At 51.5% G+C, this 22,978-nt stretch carries 23 protein-coding genes; 15 read left to right on the forward strand and 8 right to left on the reverse strand.

Translation table 11 applies throughout. From position 1 onward, the window contains the following. Window positions 1-187 precede the first annotated feature (187 nt). The 10 genes from citC (at window position 188) to uspG (ending at window position 9,280) form a co-directional block, all read left to right on the forward strand. Window positions 188-1,246, forward strand: coding sequence for a [citrate (pro-3S)-lyase] ligase (gene citC / locus FEK47_RS14615; RefSeq protein ID WP_130206465.1), 1,059 nt, complete (start codon window positions 188-190; stop codon window positions 1,244-1,246). Window positions 1,247-1,260: 14 nt separating this feature from the next. Further along, window positions 1,261-1,557 (forward strand): citrate lyase acyl carrier protein, encoded by a 297-nt coding sequence (gene citD, locus FEK47_RS14620; protein WP_000700703.1) that lies wholly within the window; start codon window positions 1,261-1,263, stop codon window positions 1,555-1,557. Continuing rightward, on the forward strand, window positions 1,554-2,462 hold the full coding sequence (gene citE, locus FEK47_RS14625) for a citrate (pro-3S)-lyase subunit beta (protein WP_000622357.1): 909 nt from the start codon (window positions 1,554-1,556) through the stop codon (window positions 2,460-2,462). Before citD ends, citE begins: the two co-directional genes overlap by 4 nt. 10 nt (window positions 2,463-2,472) lie before the next feature. Then, on the forward strand, window positions 2,473-4,005 hold the full coding sequence (gene citF / locus FEK47_RS14630) for a citrate lyase subunit alpha (protein WP_130219423.1): 1,533 nt from the start codon (window positions 2,473-2,475) through the stop codon (window positions 4,003-4,005). Window positions 4,006-4,008: 3 nt separating this feature from the next. Continuing rightward, window positions 4,009-4,560: a citrate lyase holo-[acyl-carrier protein] synthase gene (citX, locus tag FEK47_RS14635; RefSeq protein ID WP_135486517.1), complete on the forward strand. Its 552-nt coding sequence runs from the start codon at window positions 4,009-4,011 to the stop codon at window positions 4,558-4,560. Beyond that, window positions 4,535-5,413: a triphosphoribosyl-dephospho-CoA synthase CitG gene (citG, locus tag FEK47_RS14640; RefSeq protein WP_138183229.1), complete on the forward strand. Its 879-nt coding sequence runs from the start codon at window positions 4,535-4,537 to the stop codon at window positions 5,411-5,413. Before citX ends, citG begins: the two co-directional genes overlap by 26 nt. A gap of 50 nt (window positions 5,414-5,463) precedes the next feature. Beyond that, window positions 5,464-6,927 carry a citrate/succinate antiporter CitT gene (gene citT, locus FEK47_RS14645; protein ID WP_135486518.1) on the forward strand — a complete coding sequence of 488 codons (1,464 nt, stop codon included), beginning with the start codon at window positions 5,464-5,466 and terminating at the stop codon, window positions 6,925-6,927. Window positions 6,928-7,040: 113 nt separating this feature from the next. Continuing rightward, window positions 7,041-7,847, forward strand: a complete 807-nt coding sequence (gene rna / locus FEK47_RS14650; protein ID WP_135486519.1) for a ribonuclease I — start codon at window positions 7,041-7,043, stop codon at window positions 7,845-7,847. A 239-nt stretch (window positions 7,848-8,086) separates the two neighbouring features. Then, window positions 8,087-8,497, forward strand: a complete 411-nt coding sequence (gene rnk / locus FEK47_RS14655) for a nucleoside diphosphate kinase regulator (protein WP_130206455.1) — start codon at window positions 8,087-8,089, stop codon at window positions 8,495-8,497. A 354-nt stretch (window positions 8,498-8,851) separates the two neighbouring features. Further along, entirely contained in the window at window positions 8,852-9,280 is a 429-nt protein-coding gene (gene uspG / locus FEK47_RS14660; protein WP_130206453.1) for a universal stress protein UspG, read from the forward strand. 118 nt (window positions 9,281-9,398) lie between these two features. Here the strand turns inward: uspG and ahpF are convergent, their stop codons facing one another. Both ahpF and ahpC read right to left on the reverse strand, forming a co-directional pair. Beyond that, window positions 9,399-10,964, reverse strand: coding sequence for an alkyl hydroperoxide reductase subunit F (gene ahpF, locus FEK47_RS14665; protein WP_130219415.1), 1,566 nt, complete (start codon window positions 10,962-10,964; stop codon window positions 9,399-9,401). 244 nt (window positions 10,965-11,208) lie between these two features. Further along, entirely contained in the window at window positions 11,209-11,772 is a 564-nt protein-coding gene (gene ahpC, locus FEK47_RS14670; RefSeq protein WP_130222584.1) for an alkyl hydroperoxide reductase subunit C, read from the reverse strand. 373 nt (window positions 11,773-12,145) lie between these two features. On the opposite strand from ahpC, the gene dsbG reads away from it, so the two are divergent. The 4 genes from dsbG to FEK47_RS14690 all read left to right on the forward strand — a co-directional run bounded on the left by dsbG (window position 12,146) and on the right by FEK47_RS14690 (window position 15,973). Next, complete coding sequence (gene dsbG / locus FEK47_RS14675; RefSeq protein WP_135404665.1) at window positions 12,146-12,892, forward strand: thiol:disulfide interchange protein DsbG; 747 nt, start codon at window positions 12,146-12,148, stop codon at window positions 12,890-12,892. Window positions 12,893-13,101: 209 nt separating this feature from the next. Beyond that, window positions 13,102-14,004, forward strand: a complete 903-nt coding sequence (locus FEK47_RS14680; protein WP_135486520.1) for a LysR family transcriptional regulator — start codon at window positions 13,102-13,104, stop codon at window positions 14,002-14,004. Window positions 14,005-14,150: 146 nt separating this feature from the next. After that, window positions 14,151-15,371 (forward strand): phosphoadenosine phosphosulfate reductase, encoded by a 1,221-nt coding sequence (locus tag FEK47_RS14685; RefSeq protein ID WP_135486521.1) that lies wholly within the window; start codon window positions 14,151-14,153, stop codon window positions 15,369-15,371. Beyond that, window positions 15,344-15,973: a ParB/RepB/Spo0J family partition protein gene (locus tag FEK47_RS14690; protein WP_130219409.1), complete on the forward strand. Its 630-nt coding sequence runs from the start codon at window positions 15,344-15,346 to the stop codon at window positions 15,971-15,973. The genes FEK47_RS14685 and FEK47_RS14690 overlap by 28 nt, the downstream gene beginning before the upstream one ends. Here FEK47_RS14690 and ybdL read toward each other — a convergent pair whose 3' ends face one another. Continuing rightward, the gene (ybdL, locus tag FEK47_RS14695; protein WP_138183230.1) at window positions 15,974-17,134 is read right to left on the reverse strand and encodes a methionine-oxo-acid transaminase; all 1,161 of its coding nucleotides are present in this window, start codon (window positions 17,132-17,134) and stop codon (window positions 15,974-15,976) included. A 108-nt stretch (window positions 17,135-17,242) separates the two neighbouring features. Between ybdL and hcxA the strand changes: the two genes are divergently transcribed. Then, window positions 17,243-18,331, forward strand: coding sequence for a hydroxycarboxylate dehydrogenase HcxA (gene hcxA / locus FEK47_RS14700; RefSeq protein WP_135486522.1), 1,089 nt, complete (start codon window positions 17,243-17,245; stop codon window positions 18,329-18,331). Between the two features lie 9 nt (window positions 18,332-18,340). On the opposite strand, the gene FEK47_RS14705 is transcribed toward hcxA, so the two are convergent. The 5 genes from FEK47_RS14705 to entB form a co-directional block, all read right to left on the reverse strand. Beyond that, window positions 18,341-18,538 carry a YbdD/YjiX family protein gene (locus FEK47_RS14705; RefSeq protein ID WP_000460431.1) on the reverse strand — a complete coding sequence of 66 codons (198 nt, stop codon included), beginning with the start codon at window positions 18,536-18,538 and terminating at the stop codon, window positions 18,341-18,343. A gap of 127 nt (window positions 18,539-18,665) precedes the next feature. Further along, window positions 18,666-20,771 carry a pyruvate/proton symporter CstA gene (gene cstA / locus FEK47_RS14710; RefSeq protein WP_001043161.1) on the reverse strand — a complete coding sequence of 702 codons (2,106 nt, stop codon included), beginning with the start codon at window positions 20,769-20,771 and terminating at the stop codon, window positions 18,666-18,668. A gap of 180 nt (window positions 20,772-20,951) precedes the next feature. Then, window positions 20,952-21,365 (reverse strand): proofreading thioesterase EntH, encoded by a 414-nt coding sequence (gene entH, locus FEK47_RS14715; protein ID WP_000637953.1) that lies wholly within the window; start codon window positions 21,363-21,365, stop codon window positions 20,952-20,954. Window positions 21,366-21,367: 2 nt separating this feature from the next. Beyond that, window positions 21,368-22,114, reverse strand: a complete 747-nt coding sequence (gene entA, locus FEK47_RS14720) for a 2,3-dihydro-2,3-dihydroxybenzoate dehydrogenase EntA (RefSeq protein WP_130258596.1) — start codon at window positions 22,112-22,114, stop codon at window positions 21,368-21,370. Continuing rightward, window positions 22,114-22,971, reverse strand: a complete 858-nt coding sequence (gene entB, locus FEK47_RS14725; RefSeq protein ID WP_001007121.1) for an enterobactin biosynthesis bifunctional isochorismatase/aryl carrier protein EntB — start codon at window positions 22,969-22,971, stop codon at window positions 22,114-22,116. Before entB ends, entA begins: the two co-directional genes overlap by 1 nt. Window positions 22,972-22,978 lie beyond the last annotated feature (7 nt).

Below are 22,978 nucleotides of genomic sequence, written 5' to 3' on the forward strand. Positions count from 1 at the left end.
ACTCTATGTGAAATAAATCAAAATTTCACGATGCAATACTCCTTAGGATGTATGGCGAAAGGAGAAACAGAAATACCTCACTCACAGCCCTTTCTCTCAACTGAAAATAAAAGGTTATCAATTTGCTACATCGAACAACATTTGTTGCAACCCGATAACAACATGCACCTTCAGGATACTATTTATTATGTTCGGCAATGATATTTTCACCCGGGTAAAACGTTCAGAAAATAAAAAGATGGCGGAAATTACCCACTTTCTGCATGAAAATGATTTGAGTGTTGACACCACGGTCGAGGTATTTATTACCGTAACCCGTAACGACCGCCTTATTGCCTGCGGCGGAATTGCCGGAAATATCATTAAGTGCGTCGCTATTAGTGAATCAGTTCGCGGTGAAGGACTGGCGCTGACATTAGCCACCGAACTGATAAACCTCGCCTATGAACGGCACAGCACGCATCTGTTTATTTATACCAAAACCGAATACGAGGCGCTGTTCCGTCAGTGCGGTTTCTACACGTTAACCAGCGTACCTGGCGTGATGGTGTTGATGGAAAATAGCGCCACACGTCTGAAACGCTATGCCGAATCGCTGAAGAAATTCCGTCATGAAGGGAAGAAGATTGGCTGTATCGTCATGAACGCCAATCCCTTTACTAACGGCCACCGTTATCTGATTCAACAAGCTGCGGCACAGTGCGACTGGCTGCATCTATTTTTAGTCAAAGAAGATTCTTCACGCTTTCCCTATGACGACCGGTTAGATCTGGTGTTAAAAGGCACCGCCGATATTCCGCGTCTGACCGTGCATCGCGGCTCCGAGTACATCATCTCCCGCGCCACGTTCCCCTGCTACTTCATTAAAGAACAGAGCGTCATCAACCATTGTTACACCGAAATTGACCTGAAAATTTTCCGTCAGTACCTCGCGCCCGCGCTGGGCGTTACTCACCGCTTTGTTGGTACTGAACCCATTTGTCGCGTGACCGCCCAGTACAACCAGGATATGCGCTACTGGCTGGAAACACCGACCATCTCCGCACCGCCCATCGAACTGGTTGAAATTGAGCGACTGCGTTACCAGGAACTGCCGATATCCGCTTCCCGGGTACGTCAACTGCTGGTGAAAAACGATCTCACGGCTATCGCGCCACTGGTCCCGGCACCCACTCTGCATTACTTGCAGAATCTGCTTGAACACGCCCGCCAGGACGCGGCAGTTCGTCAAAAGACCCCCGCATAAGAAACAGGTGAAAAATGAAAATAAACCAGCCCGCCGTTGCAGGCACCCTTGAGTCTGGGGATGTGATGATACGCATCGCCCCACTCGATACGCAGGATATCGACCTGCAAATCAACAGCAGCGTTGAGAAACAGTTTGGCGATGCGATTCGCACCACCATTCTGGACGTTCTCGCCCGCTATAACGTGCGCGGCGTACAGCTGAATGTCGATGACAAAGGCGCACTGGACTGCATTTTACGTGCACGACTGGAAGCCTTGCTGGCGCGCGCCAGCGGTATCCCGGCGCTGCCATGGGAGGATTGCCAATGATTTCCGCTTCGCTGCAACAACGTAAAACTCGCACCCGCCGCAGCATGCTGTTTGTGCCTGGTGCCAATGCCGCGATGGTCAGCAACTCCTTCATCTACCCAGCTGATGCTCTGATGTTCGACCTCGAAGACTCCGTGGCGCTGCGTGAAAAAGACACCGCACGTCGTATGGTCTACCACGCGCTGCAACATCCGCTGTATCGCGATATTGAAACCATCGTACGTGTTAACGCGCTGGATTCTGAATGGGGCGTTAACGACCTGGAAGCCGTCGTTCGCGGTGGCGCAGACGTTGTGCGTCTGCCGAAAACCGATACCGCTCAGGACGTTCTGGATATCGAAAAAGAGATCCTGCGTATTGAAAAAGCCTGCGGTCGCGAACCCGGCAGCACGGGGCTGCTGGCGGCGATTGAATCTCCGCTGGGCATTACCCGCGCGGTGGAAATCGCTCACGCTTCCGAGCGTTTGATCGGTATCGCCCTCGGTGCAGAAGACTACGTGCGCAACCTGCGTACAGAACGCTCCCCGGAAGGAACTGAACTGCTGTTCGCTCGCTGCTCTATTTTGCAGGCCGCACGTTCTGCGGGTATTCAGGCGTTCGATACCGTCTATTCCGACGCCAACAACGAAGCCGGATTCCTGCAAGAAGCCGCCCACATCAAACAGCTGGGCTTTGACGGCAAATCGCTGATCAACCCGCGTCAGATTGATCTGCTGCACAACCTCTACGCTCCAACCCAGAAAGAAGTGGATCACGCACGCCGCGTCGTAGAAGCCGCTGAAGCCGCCGCTCGCGAAGGCCTTGGCGTCGTTTCCCTGAACGGCAAGATGGTTGACGGTCCGGTTATCGATCGCGCCCGTCTGGTGCTCTCCCGTGCAGAACTTTCCGGCATCCGCGAAGAATAAGGCAATCAAAATGACGCAGAAAATTGAACAATCTCAACGACAAGAACGGGTAGCAGCCTGGAATCGTCACGCTGAATGCGATCTTGCCGCTTTCCAGAACTCGCCGAAACAAACCTATCAGGCTGAAAAAGCGCGCGATCGCAAACTGTGCGCCAACCTGGAAGAAGCCATTCGTCGCTCTGGTTTACAGGACGGCATGACTGTTTCCTTCCATCACGCTTTCCGTGGTGGTGACCTGACCGTCAATATGGTGATGGACGTCATCGCGAAGATGGGCTTTAAAAACCTGACCCTGGCGTCCAGTTCCCTGAGTGATTGCCATGCGCCGCTGGTAGAACATATTCGTCAGGGCGTGGTCACCCGCATTTATACCTCCGGTTTACGCGGCCCACTGGCAGAAGAAATCTCCCGTGGTCTGCTGGCGGAACCGGTGCAAATCCACTCTCACGGCGGTCGCGTGCATCTGGTACAGAGCGGCGAACTGAACATCGACGTCGCTTTCCTCGGCGTCCCGTCCTGTGATGAATTCGGTAATGCCAACGGCTACACCGGCAAAGCCTGCTGCGGTTCTCTCGGTTATGCAATGGTTGATGCCGACAACGCAAAACAGGTGGTGATGCTCACCGAAGAACTGCTGCCTTATCCGCATAACCCGGCGAGCATTGAACAGGATCAGGTTGATCTGATCGTCAAAGTTGATCGTGTCGGCGATGCCGCGAAAATCGGCGCTGGCGCAACCCGTATGACCACTAACCCGCGCGAACTGCTGATTGCCCGCAGCGCTGCGGATGTGATTGTCAACTCTGGCTACTTCAAAGAAGGTTTCTCCCTGCAGACCGGCACCGGCGGCGCTTCGCTTGCGGTAACCCGTTTCCTGGAAGACAAAATGCGTAGCCGCGATATTCGCGCCGACTTCGCCCTCGGTGGCATTACCGCAACGATGGTTGATCTGCACGAAAAAGGTCTGATCCGCAAACTGCTGGATGTGCAGAGCTTTGACAGCCACGCTGCGCAATCGCTGGCCCGTAACCCCAATCACATCGAAATCAGTGCCAACCAGTACGCTAACTGGGGCTCTAAAGGCGCATCGGTTGATCGTCTCGACGTGGTGGTACTGAGCGCGCTGGAAATTGATACCCAGTTCAACGTCAACGTGCTGACCGGCTCTGATGGCGTGCTGCGTGGCGCTTCCGGCGGTCACTGCGATACCGCAATTGCCTCTGCGCTTTCCATCATTGTTGCGCCGCTGGTGCGCGGTCGTATTCCGACTCTGGTGGATAACGTGCTGACCTGCATTACCCCAGGGTCCAGCGTCGATATTCTGGTCACCGACCACGGCATCGCTGTTAACCCGGCACGTCCGGAACTGGCAGAACGTCTGCAGGAAGCAGGCATTAAAGTGGTTTCCATTGAGTGGCTGCGCGAACGTGCGCGTCTGCTGACCGGTGAACCACAGCCGATTGAATTCACCGACCGCGTCGTTGCCGTCGTGCGCTACCGTGATGGCTCGGTGATTGACGTTGTGCATCAGGTGAAGGAATAAGCCATGCACCTGCTTCCTGAACTCGCCAGCCACCATGCGGTGTCAATTCCCGAGCTGCTCGTCAGCCGGGATGAAAGGCAAGCACGGCAACACGCCTGGCTCAAGCGCCATCCTGTTCCACTGGTCTCCTTTACCGTGGTTGCGCCGGGTCCGATTAAAGACAGCGAGGTCACACGCCGAATTTTTAATCATGGCGTGACAGCCTTGCGTGCCTTAGCCGCAAAACAGGGCTGGCAAATTCAGGAGCAGGCTGCACTGGTTTCCGCCAGCGGGCCGGAGGGCATGTTGAGCATTGCCGCTCCAGCTCGCGACCTCAAGCTCGCCACCATTGAGCTTGAACATAGCCATCCTCTCGGGCGTTTATGGGATATCGATGTCCTGACGCCCGAAGGCGAAATTCTCTCCCGCCGCGATTATTCGCTGCCGCCTCGCCGCTGCCTATTGTGCGAGCAAAGCGCAGCCGTCTGCGCGCGTGGAAAAACCCACCAACTGACCGATTTACTCGACCGCATGGAGGCGCTGCTGAACGATGTCGATGCCTGCAACGTCAACTAAAACCACAAAGCTTGCGGCGTCATTAATCGATGAGTACGCCCTGCTGGGCTGGCGCGCCATGCTGACTGAAGTCAATCTGTCACCGAAACCAGGCCTCGTGGATCGCATTAACTGCGGTGCGCACAAAGATATGGCGCTGGAAGATTTCCACCGTAGCGCACTGGCGATCCAGGCCTGGTTACCCCGTTTTATCGAATTTGGTGCCTGTAGTGCAGAAATGGCCCCCGAAGCAGTACTCCACGGATTACGCCCAATTGGTATGGCCTGTGAAGGCGATATGTTCCGTGCCACTGCGGGCGTAAACACGCATAAAGGCAGCATTTTTTCTTTAGGGCTACTGTGCGCGGCGATTGGCCGTTTGCTTCAGCTCAACCAGCCGGTAACGCCCGCAACCGTTTGTTCTACGGCGGCAAGTTTCTGCCGTGGTCTGACCGATCGCGAACTGCGTACCAATAATCAACAACTGACCGCAGGTCAACGGTTGTACCAGCAACTAGGCCTTACCGGCGCGCGCGGTGAAGCCGAAGCAGGTTATCCACTGGTGATCAACCACGCACTTCCGCATTACCTCACTCTGCTGGATCAGGGGTTAGATCCTGAACTGGCATTGCTCGATACCTTGCTCCTACTGATGGCTACCAACGGCGATACCAACGTTGCATCGCGCGGTGGAGAGGGGGGCCTGCGCTGGCTACAGCGCGAGGCGCAAACATTATTGCAAAAAGGGGGCATCCGAACCCCCGCCGATCTCGATTATCTCCGGCAGTTCGACAGGGAGTGTATCGAACGAAATCTCAGTCCAGGCGGCAGTGCCGACCTGCTGATCCTTACCTGGTTTTTAGCACAGATTTAATTATTTAAGCACTTGATAAATTTGGAAATATTAATTTTCGGAGAGCCCGTATGTCTTTAGCAAAAGATAATATATGGAAACTATTGGCCCCACTGGTGGTGATGGGTGTCATGTTTCTTATCCCTGTCCCCGACGGTATGCCGCCGCAGGCATGGCATTACTTCGCTGTGTTTGTGGCAATGATTGTCGGAATGATCCTCGAGCCAATCCCGGCAACAGCGATCAGTTTTATTGCGGTTACTATTTGCGTTATTGGCAGTAATTACCTGCTCTTTGATGCCAAAGAATTAGCTGACCCAGCGTTTAATGCGCAAAAACAGGCGCTGAAATGGGGGCTGGCTGGTTTTTCCAGTACCACAGTCTGGCTGGTATTTGGCGCATTTATTTTTGCATTAGGGTATGAAGTTTCCGGGTTAGGTCGTCGCATTGCCCTTTTCCTGGTGAAATTCATGGGCAAACGCACGCTGACGTTGGGTTATGCGATTGTCATTATCGACATTCTGCTGGCACCGTTTACACCGTCCAACACCGCGCGTACCGGGGGTACGGTTTTCCCGGTCATTAAAAACCTGCCGCCGCTATTTAAATCATTCCCGAACGATCCGTCCGCGCGTCGTATTGGCGGCTATTTGATGTGGATGATGGTCATTAGTACCAGTCTGAGTTCTTCCATGTTTGTCACTGGTGCAGCACCAAACGTGCTGGGTCTGGAGTTCGTCAGCAAAATTGCCGGTATCCAGATTAGCTGGTTACAGTGGTTCCTCTGCTTCCTGCCGGTTGGGGTTATCTTGCTTATCATTGCGCCGTGGCTTTCCTACGTGCTGTACAAACCGGAAATCACACACAGTGAAGAAGTGGCAACCTGGGCGGGTGATGAACTAAAAACTATGGGGGCGCTGACACGCAGAGAGTGGACGCTGATTGGCCTTGTATTACTCAGCTTAGGTTTATGGGTATTTGGCAGCGAAATGATTAACGCCACTGCGGTTGGTCTGCTGGCAGTTTCGCTGATGCTGGCGCTGCACGTTGTGCCGTGGAAAGACATTACCCGCTATAACAGCGCATGGAACACGCTGGTTAACCTGGCAACGCTGGTTGTGATGGCTAACGGCCTGACTCGTTCTGGTTTTATTGACTGGTTCGCCGGTACCATGAGTACGCACCTGGAAGGATTCTCACCAAACGCAACGGTGATTGTACTGGTTCTGGTGTTCTACTTTGCACACTACCTGTTTGCCAGCCTGTCTGCGCACACCGCAACCATGCTGCCGGTTATTCTGGCCGTCGGTAAAGGTATTCCGGGCGTACCAATGGAACAACTGTGTATCCTGCTGGTGCTGTCTATCGGTATCATGGGCTGTCTGACCCCATATGCTACTGGCCCTGGTGTGATTATTTACGGCTGCGGCTATGTGAAATCAAAAGATTACTGGCGTCTTGGGGCTATCTTCGGGGTGATTTATATTGCCATGCTGCTTCTGGTAGGCTGGCCGATTCTCGCCATGTGGAACTAATACGTTCGCCAAACGCTGAATAAATCACCGCGCCCGCCAGGTTAGCCAACCTGGCGGGCTTTTTTATGATTTAATAGATAGTATTCAGTGCATGTATGAGTTCCACACCCACTATGAAAACATTCTGGCGTAACGCCGCTTTACTGGCGGCTTCTCTGCTCCCCTTATCTTCTGTCAACGCCGCTGCATTACAGGCAAAACAGTATGGCGATTTTGATCGTTACGTTTTAGCTCTTTCCTGGCAAACCGGGTTTTGCCAGAGTCAGCACGATCGAAATCGTAACGAACGCGATGAGTGTCGACTGCAAACCGAAACGAACAACAAGGCCGATTTTCTGACCGTTCATGGTCTGTGGCCAGGATTGCCTAAATCAGTTGCTGCGCGTGGCGTTGATGAACGTCGCTGGATGCGCTTCGGCTGCGCCACTCGCCCAGTCCCAAACCTGCCGGAAGCTCGCGCCAGCCGGATGTGTTCATCGCCGGAAACCGGATTATCACTGGAAACGGCCGCTAAACTAAGTGAAGTCATGCCAGGAGCTGGCGGACGTTCCTGCCTGGAACGCTACGAATATGCCAAACACGGCGCCTGCTTTGGTTTTGATCCGGACGCTTACTTCGGTACGATGGTACGTCTGAATCAAGAGATCAAAGAAAGCACAGCCGGAAAATTCCTTGCGGATAACTACGGTAAAACCGTGAGCCGCAGTGACTTTGACGCCGCCTTTGCCAAAAGCTGGGGGAAAGAGAACGTCAAAGCAGTCAAGTTAACCTGCCAGGGTAATCCGGCATATTTGACTGAAATCCAGATTTCAATCAAAGCTGACGCCATCAACGCTCCGCTTTCTGCAAACTCATTCTTGCCACAACCACACCCAGGCAACTGTGGCAAAACCTTTGTGATTGATAAAGCAGGTTATTGAGATCCAGCGCAGCGGAAGTTAATCCATCACGAAAATTTATCCCTTACGCTGTTTTTCGATTAAGATTTATACAAATCGCTCAGCATTAAGGAATTACCTGAATGTGATGTAAATCACTTCAAAGAGTGAGCAACAGTCAGTATCATCATATGAGCTAAACCCTCGCCGCCTGACGGTGAGGGTTTTCTTTTGGGTATGTTTATCTGCGACACTCGCAGTACCGACGACATGGAGTAAAAATGTCCAGACCAACAATCATCATTAACGACCTGGATGCCGAACGCATCGATATTCTGCTGGAGCAACCAGCCTATGCCGGTTTGCCAATCGCCGACGCGTTAAACGCAGAGTTGGATCGCGCCCAAATGTGTTCGCCAGAAGAGATGCCACACGATGTGGTGACGATGAACAGCCGGGTTAAATTCCGCAATCTTAGCGATGGCGAAGTCCGTGTGCGTACACTGGTGTATCCGGCAAAGATGACCGACAGCAATACTCAACTTTCCGTTATGGCTCCGGTTGGTGCCGCACTGCTGGGGCTGCGCGTTGGCGATACCATCCACTGGGAACTTCCGGGCGGCGTTGCTACCCACCTTGAAGTGCTGGAACTCGAATACCAGCCTGAAGCCGCTGGCGACTACCTGCTTTAATCCCATCTGCACAAGCGCTATTCGCTTTGCCCGGAGGATGCTTCTGCATCCTCTTTCCGCTCAAATATCAACCAGATTTATCATTTTGCTCTTCACCGCTGCGTTCTAATCTGAACAAGTTCTCCACCAGCGGATCCCCCTATGAGCGAAGCTCTCGGTATTACTGCGTTTTATATATTCATTGCAGCAATTCTTGTTGTGGCAGTGCTATATCTTGAGCAGCGCTGGTAGTAGCTGACTTAATCCATTTTCCAGATCAATTGCTATCCCAGATCAAATCAACTTCGCAAATCATAGAATCATAATCAATAATATGCTGTTATATGTTCATGCAATAGCAAGGAGGGAATGCTTATGTACAAAACAATCATTATGCCAGTAGACGTATTTGAAATGGAATTGAGCGACAAAGCCGTTCGTCACGCTGAATTTCTCGCCCAGGATGATGGCGTAATTCATTTACTCCATGTATTACCGGGCGCCGCAAGCCTTAGTCTGCACCGTTTTGCTGCTGATGTGCGTCGTTTCGAAGAACATTTGCAACATGAAGCCGAAGAACGCTTACAGACAATGGTCGGCCATTTCAATATTGATCCATCCCGTATCAAACCACATGTCCGTTTTGGTAACGTGCGAGATGAAGTGAACGAGTTAGCTAAAGAACTGGATGCGGATGTTGTGGTTATCGGTTCGCGAAATCCATCGATTTCAACCCATCTGTTAGGTTCCAACGCTTCCAACGTGATCCGCCACGCCAATCTGCCGGTATTAGTCGTTCGTTAACAAATTAACGCATTTATGACGCCCTGCCCTGAGCAATCCCGGCAGGGCGTTTTTTATAAAAAAAGCCGCCAGGTTTGACCCCGGCGGCTAAGCAATTGCAGGTGAATCTTACTTCTTCTTATGCAGTTTTGGTGCGAATCAGGTAATCAAAAGCACTCAGAGAGGCTTTAGCACCTTCGCCAGTAGCGATGATGATCTGCTTGTACGGAACCGTCGTACAGTCACCGGCAGCGAACACACCTTTGACATTGGTTTCGCATTTCGCATCAATGATTATCTCACCCATACGATTACGTTCTACTGCGCCTTCCAGCCAGTTGGTGTTCGGCAGCAGACCAATCTGGACGAAAATACCTGCCAGTTCGATGTTGTGAACATCGCCGCTGACACGATCACGATATTCCAGACCAACGACTTTGCTGCCGTCGCCTTTCACTTCCGTGGTTTGCGCATTCAGAATGATGTCGACGTTTTTCAGGCTGCGCAGTTTATCCTGCAGAACCTGGTCAGCTTTCATTTCTGGGGCAAATTCCAGCAGCGTTACGTGTTCAACAATCCCTGCCAAGTCGATTGCCGCTTCCACACCGGAGTTACCGCCGCCGATAACCGCTACGCGTTTGCCTTTAAACAGTGGGCCGTCGCAGTGCGGGCAGTAGGTCACGCCTTTGGTGCGATACTGATCTTCGCCCGGAACGTTCATGTTGCGCCATTTTGCACCGGTCGCCACGATAATGCTGCGAGCTTTCAGTACTGCGCCGGAAGCCGTTTCAATCTGATGCAGGCCGCCTTCAACCGCTGCCGGGATCAGTTTGCTCGCGCTCTGGCTGTCGATCACATCAACGTCGTATTCATCAACGTGAACTTTCAGTGCCCCTGCCAGTTTCTGGCCTTCGGTCTTCGGTACAGAAATGTAGTTTTCGATATCAACGGTATCGAGGATCTGACCACCAAAACGTTCGCCCATCAGACCGGTACGAATACCTTTACGTGCGGAGTAAATTGCTGCCGCCGCACCCGCCGGGCCGGAACCGACGATTAATACATCATAAGCATCACGCTTGTTCAGCTCTTCTGCCGCACGTTTTTCCGCGCCAGTATCAATTTTGGCGACGATTTCAGTCAACGTCATGCGGCCCTGACCAAACTCTTTCCCGTTTACGAACACTGCCGGAACGCCCATCACGTTACGATCGGTGATCTCGTTCTGGAAGGTGCCGCCATCAATTGCTGTGTGCTTAATACGCGGGTTCAGTACGCTCATCAGATTCAGCGCCTGCACCACGTCCGGGCAGTTGTGGCAAGAGAGCGAATAATAAGTTTCGAATTCAAAATCACCGTCAATATGGCGAATCTGCTCCAGCAGAGACTGTGCTTCTTTCGACGGATGACCACCGGTCCACAGCAACGCCAGTACCAGCGAGGTGAACTCATGACCCAGCGGGGAGCCTGCAAAACGCGGCCCCTGGTTGGAACCTGGGTTGGTGATCAGGAAAGACGGCTTACGCACCGGCAAGCTGTTATCTTCTTTAAAGGTGACTTTGTCTGACAGTTCTGCGATTTCAGCCAACAGTTCCTTGATTTCTGCCGATTTAGCGCTGTCATCCAGCGTGGCAATTAACTCAACAGGCTTGGTCAATTTTTCAAGATAAGCCTTGAGTTGAGTTTTCATATTTGTGTCGAGCATGTTTATCTCCTGGGCTTTAAACATCATCATGCAAGCGGCCTCTGCGGCTACCTGGATGCAGCTTGCATCATGGTGCGGGGAACAAAATCGGGTGCCGCAGCACCCGAAGAATTAGGTGAATTTCCGAAGTATTTCGCGTCAGGGCAAGGCGGCTAGCCTGTGAATCCCCGGGAGCTTACACAAGTAAGTGACCGGGGTGAGCGGGCGACGCCAACGCCGCTATGACGTGAAAGACGAAGGAAATTTAGATTTTACCAACCAGGTCCAGGGATGGAGCCAGAGTTGCTTCACCTTCTTTCCATTTAGCCGGGCAAACTTCACCTGGGTGAGAAGCTACATACTGAGCAGCTTTGATTTTACGCAGCAGGTCAGACGCGTCACGGCCAATGCCTTCAGCGGTAACTTCGATTGCCTGGATGATACCCTGCGGGTCAACAACGAAGGTCGCGCGGTCAGCCAGACCTTCGTCTTCACGCATGTTGTCGAAGTTACGGGTCAGGGCGCCAGTCGGGTCGCCGATCATTGCGTATTTGATTTTCGCGATGGTTTCAGAGCTGCTGTGCCATGCTTTGTGGGTGAAGTGAGTATCGGTAGATACTGCGTATACATCTACGCCCAGTTTCTGCAGTTCTTCGTAATGGTCTGCAACGTCGCCCAGTTCGGTCGGGCATACGAAAGTAAAGTCAGCCGGGTAGAAGAAGAAGACGCTCCAGCGGCCTTCGGTATCTTTCTCGGTTACTTCAATGAATTCGCCGTTTTTGAATGCCTGGTTTTTAAAAGGTTTAATTTTGGTGTTAATCAAGGACATCTATACTTCCTCCGTGTTTTCGATGAGATGTAAGGTAACCAATTTTTGCCGATTCGGCTAATGCGTTTCCATTATCAAATCGATAAGTTTTACCTTACAACCTTCGTAAGACAACTTTGTGAACTTTGCACCGCCAGCGGCGATAAAAAGTAAAATGGGCCCCCTTTCCAGGTGACCGTGTAATCTGAACTACCCTTTGGTATCTTCAGCGCCTGTTCAGCAGGCTGCGGTGTTGCCCTTACAAATGCAACAACGACATGGATTACAACACCCTCATAAACAAAGGGCAATCACCTGTTCTAAGCTCTTACCTATGACAGTGATAGGTTATGCCTTTTACTCAAATTTTGCACTGACTGAAAAGGACAAATTAATGTTAAAAAAGATACTTTTATTGGCTCTGCTTCCTGCAGTCGCCTTCGCAGAGGAACTTCCAGCCCCAGTAAAAGCCATTGAAAAACAGGGCATTACTATCCTCAAATCTTTTGATGCCCCCGGGGGAATGAAAGGTTATCTCGGAAAGTATCAGGATATGGGAGTTACTATCTACCTGACACCAGACGGCAAGCACGCCATCTCAGGTTATATGTACAACGAAAAAGGTGAAAACCTGAGTAACACGCTTATTGAAAAAGAGATTTATGCGCCAGTCGGTCGAGAAATGTGGCAACGGATGGAGCAATCCCACTGGATCCTCGACGGCAAAAAAGATGCGCCTGTTGTGGTTTATGTCTTTGCCGATCCATTTTGTCCGTATTGTAAACAGTTCTGGCAGCAGACGCGCCCGTGGGTTGAGGCTGGTAAAGTTCAGCTTCGCACACTACTGGTTGGCGTAATCAAACCGGAAAGCCCAGCGACCGCAGCGGCGATCCTCGCGGCTAAAGATCCGGCTAAAGCATGGCAAGAGTATGAAGCATCAGACAAGAAGCTAAAGCTAAACATCCCGGCCACCGTTGGTGCAGAGCAAATGAAAATCTTAAGTGCCAATGAAAAACTGATGGATGAACTTGGCGCAAACGTCACGCCTGCTATCTACTACATGAGCCCGGAAAATACATTGCAACAGGCGGTCGGATTACCGGATCAAAAGACCTTAAATATCATCATGGGAAATAAATAATATTAAATCATGGATAACTGGAATATATACGGCTTTTCAGTTATCCTGAAAACCGCAAGAATTGATCACAAACAATAAATCGACTATGCTATTTTAGAAAAACTTAATCATGAATTAAGTAAAAGAACATAATAAATACAAATATATTAATTCATATTATAGATTTAATGAATATCATGATGAGTGCAATGATATGAATGGAGTACATCATGGCCAATCTTTACGACTTAAAAAAATTTGACTTGAATTTACTGGTAATCTTCGAGTGCATTTACCAACATCTCAGCATTAGTAAGGCTGCAGAATCGCTATATATAACGCCCTCTGCGGTTAGTCAGTCCCTGCAGCGCTTACGTACGCAATTTAATGATCCTTTGTTTACTCGTGCCGGAAAAGGTATTACGCCAACGACTACTGGGTTAAATCTTCATCATCATCTTGAGAAAAACCTTAGAAACCTGGAACAAACAATCAATATCGTCAATAAATCTGAATTAAAGAAAAAATTTATAATTTATGGTCCACAATTCATCTCTGCGACAAACAGCAGCCTTTTGATCAATAGTCTGCGCCAGGATGCGGTTATCGACATTGAACATCATGACATTATGATGGCCGTAGAAAGCGCCGAAGATTTACTGGCTTACCGCAAAGCGGATCTCGTAGTGACATTGGCACCAGTTATCAGCCGTTCTGTGAGCTGCATCCCTTTTCAGTCAATTCGTAATACACTCATCTGTAGTACTACCCATCCGAGAATAAATGAACGGAGCACCCATGCACAAATTCTTGATGAAGAATTTACCTTTCTGATATCTAAAATCCCTGGATTAGAAGATTTCCAGATGGAAATAGAAGCACTCATGGCAAACCGTAAAATATCGTTTCGTAGTTCCTCTCTGTTTACCATTATTAATACAATTGCAGTTACCGATTTAATTGGTATTGTGCCTTACGAATTATACCGCAGTTATCATAAAATACTTCAGCTAAAACAAATAAAACTTGAACACCCGTTGCCTTCAAACACACTTTATATGTCCTATAATAAATCATCATTAAATAACCTTGCGTTCTCACGATTCATTGATCGTTTGAATGACAATTTATAATAAACATCTATCCGTTGGCAAAATGTTTTTCAATGAAAAATTCACAATGTAAATACATAAAATAATATATCTTATTTGAATTTATTTACTTTATAATTAAAAAACTATCGCATTATCTACCTGTCAGGTTCAGAGAGCATCTTTAGATGTCTATTTATAAAATTCCTCTTCCGCTCAATATTCTGGAAGCTGCACAAGAGCGTATTACCTGGACACTCAACACCCTCCCCCGCGTTTGTGTCTCATTTTCTGGCGGTAAAGATTCAGGCTTAATGCTTCATCTAACCGCGAATCTGGCCAGAAAAATGGGCAAAAAAATATACGTTCTGTTTATCGACTGGGAAGCACAGTTTTCTTTAACTATTCACTATATTCAGTCCCTACGAGAGCAGTATGCAGATGTCATTGAAGAATTTTATTGGGTAGCGCTGCCTCTTACGACGCAAAACTCTCTTTCTCAGTATCAACCCGAATGGCAATGCTGGGAACCTGATGTTGAATGGGTACGCCAGCCCCCGGAAGATGCAATAACCGATCCCGCTTATTTCCCGTTTTACCAGCCAGGCATGACTTTTGAACATTTCGTGCGTGAATTTGCCGAATGGTTTTCGCAAAAACGTCCTGCGGCGATGATGATCGGTATCCGTGCGGATGAGTCCTATAACCGTTTCGTTGCTATCGCCAGTTCGAATAAACAGCGTTTTGCCGACGATAAACCCTGGACTACGGCCGCACCAGGCGGTCATAGCTGGTACATTTACCCCATCTACGATTGGAAAGTGGCTGATATCTGGACCTGGTATGCAAATCATCAAAGTCTCTGCAACCCACTGTATAACCTAATGTATCAGGCGGGCGTCCCTCTGCGTCACATGCGTATTTGCGAACCTTTTGGCCCGGAGCAACGGCAGGGATTATGGCTCTATCACGTTATCGAACCGGAGCGCTGGGCTGCTATGTGCGCACGAGTCAGCGGTGTAAAAAGCGGCGGAATTTACGCCGGACATGACAATCATTTCTATGGGCATCGGAAAATCCTCAAGCCAGAACATTTAGACTGGCAAGAGTATGCATTATTGCTGCTCAATAGCATGCCGGAAAAAACTGCGGAGCATTACCGCAATAAAATCGCCATTTATTTGCACTGGTATCAGAAAAAAGGCATCGAGGTTCCACAAACCCAGCAAGGGGACATTGGCGCGAAAGATATCCCCTCCTGGCGGCGAATATGCAAAGCGTTGCTCAATAACGATTACTGGTGTCGGGCATTATCGTTTAGCCCTACGAAAGCGAAGAACTATCAACGTTATAACGAACGAATAAAAGGAAAACGTCAGGAATGGGGGATACTATGCAACAACGATTAACGCAGGATTTAACCCAATTTCTCGCCAGCTTGCCGGAAGACGATCGCATCAAAGCGATTAATGAAATCCGCATGGCGATCCATCAGGTTAGCCCCTTTCGTGAAGAGCCGGTGGATTGTGTTTTGTGGGTGAAAAATAGCCAGCTCGTGCCGAATGATTACAACCCCAATAATGTGGCACCACCAGAGAAAAAACTGCTGCAAAAATCCATTGAAATAGATGGTTTTACGCAACCCATTGTAGTCACGCATACAGATAAAAATGCTCTGGAAATTGTTGATGGTTTTCACCGCCATGAAATAGGTAAAGGCTTATCATCGTTAAAATTACGCTTAAAAGGTTATTTGCCGGTGACCTGTCTGGAAGGTACGCGTAATCAACGCATCGCTGCAACTATTCGTCATAACCGCGCTCGTGGACGCCATCAAATCACCGCCATGTCAGAAATCGTCCGTGAACTCAGCCAGTTGGGATGGGACGACAATAAAATCGGCAAAGAGCTGGGAATGGACAGCGACGAGGTGCTGCGCCTGAAACAAATTAACGGCCTGCAAGAACTGTTTGCCGACCGTCAATATTCCCGCGCCTGGACAGTTAAATAACTACAACTGGCGCAGGCGTTCAGCTGCTGCCAACAACGTCGATTCCTTCTTGGCAAAACAGAGACGAATCAGTTTATGTGGGAAGGGATCGGCGCAAAACACCGACAGCGGAATCGCCGCTACACCGTGCTCCCGCGTCAGCCACTGGCAAAACTCAACATCATCCAGGGCAGAAACCGCGCTGTAATCCACCAGCAAAAAGTATGTGCCTTCGCAGGGTAGTATCTCCAGCCGACTTTCACTTAAGGCGTTCACCAGAATATCGCGCTTCTGGCGATAAAAGTCCGGTAACGCAAGATAATGCTCAGGTTCTGCACGTAGCATATCCGCAAGTGCCAGCTGCGCCGGGGTATTCACCGAAAAGGTCAGATACTGATGCACTTTGCGAATTTCGGCACTGATGGGCGCTGGCGCAACGCAATAACCCACTTTCCAGCCGGTCATATGATAGGTCTTGCCAAACGATGACACCGCCACTGCCCGCTCACGCAGCTGCGGATGCGCCAGCACGCTGGCATGGCCCTGCTGTGAAAAGTTGATGTGCTCGTAGACTTCATCGCTAATGACAAAAATCTCGTGCCCGGCAATTGCCTGCCACAAAGCGGCGAAATCAGCCTGCTGCCAGACAGTAGCGCTGGGGTTATGCGGGGTGTTGAGGATCACCAGTCGGGTGCGCTCGCTTAACAATGTGGCAAATTCCTGCCAGTCAACGCGAAAATGCGGCGGTTGCAGTGCAATACGTTTCACTATTCCCCCCGAAAGCGCGATGGCGGGCGCGTAACTGTCATAGCTGGGATCAAAGCAAATCACTTCATCGCCATTGCGCACCAATGCGGTAATCGCCGCGTATAACGCCTCCGTCGCCCCTGCCGTTACGGTGATATCGCTATCGGCATCTGGTTGATAGCCATACAAACGTTCCGTTTTCTGAGCAATCGCCTCGCGCAATGCCTGCACGCCGGTCATGGGCGCGTATTGGTTTGCCCCCTGGGCAACGTGGTACGCCAGCCGCTCCTGTAAATAGCGCGGACCATCAAAATCAGGAAAGCCTTGCGACAGGTTAATCGCCTGGTATTGCTGCGCCAGCGCGCTCATCTGGGTGAAAATAGTGGTGCCAAGTTGTGGAAGTTTGCTTTGTGGAATCAGAGGGTTATTTGTCATTTTTATTGTACCTGACGAAGTTGCGTGTTGAAGGCACTATAACACGATGCTAGTATTTGGCAATCAAGACGTTTAGATGTCTAAATAAAACAATAAGGACAACACAACATGCCTCACAATCCTATCCGCGTGGTCGTCGGCCCGGCTAACTACTTTTCTCATCCTGGAAGTTTCAATCACCTGCACGATTTTTTCACTGATGAACAACTTTCTCGCGCGGTGTGGATCTACGGCGAACGCGCCATTGCTGCGGCGCAAACCAAACTTCCTCCAGCGTTTGAACTGCGGGGGGCAAAGCATATTTTGTTTCGCGGTCATTGCAGCGAAAGCGATGTACAACAACTGGCGGCTGAGTCCGGTGATGACCGCAGCGTGGTGATTGGCGTCGGGGGCGGTGCACTGCTCGACACCGCGAAAGCCCTCGCCCGCCGTCTCGGTCTGCCATTTGTTGCCGTTCCGACGATCGCCGCTACCTGCGCCGCCTGGACACCGCTCTCCGTCTGGTATAACGATGCCGGACAGGCGCTGCATTATGAGATTTTCGACGACGCCAATTTTATGGTGCTGGTGGAACCGGAGATTATCCTCAATGCGCCGCAAGAATATCTGCTGGCGGGGATCGGTGACACGCTGGCGAAATGGTATGAAGCGGTGGTGCTGGCTCCGCAACCAGAAACGTTGCCGCTAACCGTGCGTCTGGGGATTAATAACGCGCAGGCCATTCGCGACGTTTTGTTAAACAGTAGCGAACAGGCGCTTGCCGATCAGCAAAATCAGCAGTTAACGCAATCATTTTGCGATGTGGTGGATGCGATTATCGCCGGAGGCGGAATGGTCGGTGGTCTGGGCGATCGTTTTACTCGCGTTGCTGCGGCCCATGCCGTGCATAACGGTCTGACTGTCCTGCCGCAAACCGAGAAGTTTCTCCACGGCACCAAAGTCGCCTACGGAATTCTGGTGCAAAGCGCTTTGCTGGGTCAGGATGATGTGCTGGCGCAATTAACCGGGGCGTATCAGCGTTTTCATCTGCCGACTACGCTGGCGGAGCTGGAAGTGGATATCAATAATCAGGCGGAGATCGACAAAGTGATTGCCCACACCTTACGTCCGGTGGAATCCATTCATTACCTGCCAGTCACGCTGACACCAGATACGTTGCGTGCAGCGTTCGAAAAAGTGGAATCGTTTAAAGCCTGACGTACACATTTAGCAGCAGCGCGCACCGCCTTTTCCACCGTAGCGCGCGTCCTGCCGCTCGCGGAAAAACTCTTCGTAGGTCATCGGCGTTTGATCGGGATGGTTAACCCGCATATGTTCGACATAGTTGTCGTAATCAGGCATACCAATCATCAATTTCGCCGCCTGACCTAAATATTTTCCGGCTTTTGCCAGTGAATCAAACATCAATACCTCCGGTAATCAGGTTGCTGAAATATTGCCGGATACGGCGCGAACGCCTTATCCGGACTGGAATTGCTGAGAGTAAGGGGAACGCTCGGCACTATACCAACATCCCCCCCTCACTCTGACTTTAGTGCGCGCCTTTTGCCTGCGCCACGATCTCCTCGACATTTTCCGGCATTGGCTCATACGGCGTTTCTTTCGCCGTTGGCTTCGGCTCTTTCAATGCCGCAAGTGCCGTCTTAATCGAGAACAGCGCCAGAACCACCACGACCACCATAAAGAAGATGGTTAACCCGGCATCCAGACGGTTGTTGAACACCAGCTGCGCCAGCTGTGACTCAGTATACTGCGACGGAATATTGCCGCTGTCGATCATTGCCTGGAACTTGTTAGCAATGGCCAGGAAGCCCACTTTCGCATCCGGGCTAAACGCTTTCTGCCAGCCTGCGGTCAGGGTACAAATCAGCAGCCAGGCCGTTGGTACCAGCGCCACCCAGGCGTAACGTTGACGTTTCATTTTGAACAACACCACGGCACAGAGCATCAGCGCCATCCCTGCCAGCATCTGGTTGGCAATACCAAACAGCGGCCACAGAGTGTTAATACCGCCCAGCGGATCGACCACGCCCTGATGGAGGAAGTAGCCCCACGCCAGCACGCACAGCGCCGTTGCCAGTAGGTTAGCAGGCAGTGAATCGGTCCGTTTCAAACCCGGAGACACCACGCCCAGCAGATCCTGCAACATAAAGCGCGCGGCACGCGTACCTGCATCCACCGCCGTCAGAATAAACAGTGCTTCAAACAGAATGGCGAAGTGATACCAGAACGCCACATCCATCATGCCGCCCAGCGCGCCGTGCAGAATGTAGGCCATTCCCACCGCCAGCGTCGGCGCACCGCCCGCACGGGAAATGATCGACTGTTCACCCACTTCGCTGGCAATCTGGTTGAGCGTATCCGGGGTAATCGCAAAGCCCCAGCTACTCACCACCTGCGCGGCTGAAGCCACGACATCCGTCGTGCCTGCCGGAGCCAGCACCGCCATCGGGCTGTTCATGGCGAAGTACACGCCCGGATCGATGATACAAGCGGAAACCAGCGCCATAATCGCCACGAAGGATTCCATTAACATCCCGCCGTAGCCGATAAAACACGCCTGCCCTTCGTTCGCCAGCATCTTCGGCGTGGTACCGGAAGAGATCAGCGCATGGAAGCCAGACACCGCGCCACAAGCGATGGTGATAAACAGGAACGGAAACAGGTTGCCGGTCCATACCGGGCCAGTGCCGTCAACAAATTTGGTCAGCGCAGGCATGGTCAGCGTCGGGCGCATAATCAAAATGCCTACCGCCAGACCGACGATAGTCCCGATTTTCAGGAAGGTAGAGAGGTAGTCACGCGGAGCCAGCAGCAACCACACCGGCAGCACCGCCGCCACAAAACCGTAGCCCACCAACATCCAGGTCAGCTGCACGCCGGTAAAGTCAAAGTACGGTGCCCAGGTCGGACTTTCTGCTACCCAGCCGCCAGAGATAATGGCGAAAATCAGGAACACCAGACCAATCACCGACACTTCGCCAATACGCCCTGGACGCAGATAGCGCAGGTAGATCCCCATAAACAGCGCCAGCGGAATGGTGAAAGCAACGGTATACGTTCCCCACGGGCTATGAGTCAGGGCTTTCACCACGATCATCGCCAGCACGGCAAGGATAATGACCATGATCATAAAGCAGGCCACCAGCGCGATCACCCCGGCGGTTGGCCCCATCTCTTCTTTGACCAGCTCACCCAGCGAGCGACCGTCACGACGTGTAGAAACAAACAGCACCATGAAATCCTGCACTGCACCGGCGAGAACCACCCCGGCGAGTAGCCAGATCATCCCTGGCAGGTAACCCATTTGCGCCGCCAGTACCGGCCCAACCAACGGACCTGCTCCGGCAATGGCCGCAAAATGGTGACCGAACAGCACTTTTTTGTCCGTCGGCACATAGTCCAGCCCGTCGTTATGGCGCACCGCTGGCGTCATACGCGTCGGGTCAACCGCCAGTACATTTTTGGCGATATACAGGCCATAAAAACGGTAAGCGATCAGATAGATACAGACCGACGCCACCACAATCCACAGTGCGTTGATCTGTTCCCCACGATTTAAAGCAATGTATCCCAGAGCAAATGCTCCCATTACAGAGAGCACTGTCCAGACGAGGTATTTCCCTGATTTGTTCATAGTTGTTATCCGTGTGCGTGTCCATAGAGATGTTACATTTTGTTTCTATAACATCTTTGGATAATTTAACAACACAGCAACCATGTAAATCGGAGTTGAAACCAATATTTAACTTCACAATGTTAACTCGATCACTCCGTTAACCGAGTTTTCCTGCAATCTCATTTAATTCTGTCGGGTTCATCCCAAAACTGCCGTACCCAGCCGACAAGTGCAGCAACGCCGCCCCTGTTCATCGAAAACAACGATTTCCCAACTCTGATTTTGCCGCCCAAGATGCAGCGGTTGGCAGACGCCACGTACCTTGCCTTCAGACACCGGGCGATGATGTGTGGCATTAAGTTCCGTGCCCACCACACACTGCCCGTCACGGGTCATCATAAATCCGGCCATCGATCCCAAAGTTTCCGCCAGCGCCGCCGACGCACCGCCATGTAGTAAACCGAACGGCTGATGAGTACGGGTATCAACCGGCATTTCGGCTTCCAGCACATCATCGCCCAGACGGGTATACACAATTCCCAGATGCGCCACCATTGTGTTATCGCTGGTGGCGTTCAGCTCGTCGAGCGTTAAATGGCGTTTCCAGATCATGCTTATGCCCCCAGCGTTGAGCCGCCATCTACCACAATATCCTGTAGCGTGATATGGCTGGCGAGGTCAGAGGCGAGGAACAAAATCGTGTTGGCGATCTCTTGTGGACGGGCGATTTTCCCCAGCGGAATGCCGAGTTTAAACTGCTCGCCAAAGCCGCGAATACGCTGCTCTGCGGCGTCATCGCTCACCCACAGCGTGCGTTGCATATCGGTGTCGGTGGAGCCAGGCGAAACCACATTACAGCGCACGCCGCTACCCGCCAGTTCCAGCCCGACGCTCAACGCCAGGCTTTTCAGCGCCGCTTTCGACGCGCCATAAGCACTCATGCCAATACGCGGCGTGTGCGCGGCGTCGGACGCCACAGTGACAATCGCCCCGCCCCGCTGACGGCGAAACTGGTTCATGGTTTGCTGGAACAGGTTAAACGCACCGCCGACGTTAACCGCAAAAGTCTGCTGCCAGTCCTCTTTACTGAGCTGATCGGTCGCGCCCATGCGCAAAATTCCCGCCGCATTGACCAGCACGTCCAGTCGCTCCGTTTCAGCTAACAGTCGCTGACATACCTGCGCCACCTGCGCAGCGTCGGCAACATCCATCACTTCGGTCGCAAAGGGATATTGCTCCTGAGTGAACGCTTGATCAAAACCTGTAACTTTCGCTCCCGCCTCAACAAACGCCAGCGCCGTGGCGTAGCCGATACCTTTACCTGCGCCGGTTACCCAGACATTTTTACCGCTGAAATCCATTATTTCACCTCGCGGGAGAGTAGTTTCCACCAGGCGTCGATGGTCGGGTTTTTCGCCAGCATGACAAAGTCGATATCACCATGCACTTTGCGCCAGCGCGCCGCCAGCGCCATCATGCGCACCGAATCCAGACCGTAGTCGATCAGGTTGTCGTCATCGAACGGTTCATCGGACTCGTCCAGCAACGGCAGGATCACCTCACGCAGCGCCGCTTTGCTGGCGGGGATAGGTGCTGGCAGTAATTCTTCGGTCATCACCACCCGGCCAGAACGTCCGGCCACATATTTCAGCGACATCAAATGCTCATCACGGCTGAAATCGGCCAGCGCATCCGCCACCATAAACGGTTTAATATCGCGCATAAATGCGTCGGTTGCGGTGGTCATACAGCCAATGTGGGCATATACCCCGGTAATAATCAGTTGGTTACGTCCACTCTCTTTGAGCATTTGCTCCAGCGGGGAACGATGAAACGCACTGTAGCGCCACTTCACCAACACCGTGTCGTCGGCATCTGGCGTCAGGCGATCCACCACCTTTTGCTGTTCCGGCGAACGGGTCAGGCCCGGCCCCCACATATCATTCAACAGCGCCCGATCTTCATCGCTCTGCTCTTTCGGCTGGGCGGTGTAATAAACCGGGATATTGTGCTGTTTGCAGTAGTCGCGCAGCGCAGCAATATTTGCGATCACCTGCTCCATCATCGGGCAGTTCTCGCCCCAGAAGCTGACAAAATAGTCCTGCATATCATGGATTAACAACGCGGCACGTTGCGGTTCAAAGGCCCAGTCGACTTTATTCTTAGGAATATCGTGAGACTCCGGCAGTGCGTAAGCCTGTAATTTTGGAATAGCCATCGTGTTC

The sequence above is a fragment of the Escherichia sp. E3659 genome, assembly GCF_005781135.1.
In the GTDB taxonomy this organism is placed as follows: Bacteria; Pseudomonadota; Gammaproteobacteria; order Enterobacterales; family Enterobacteriaceae; genus Escherichia.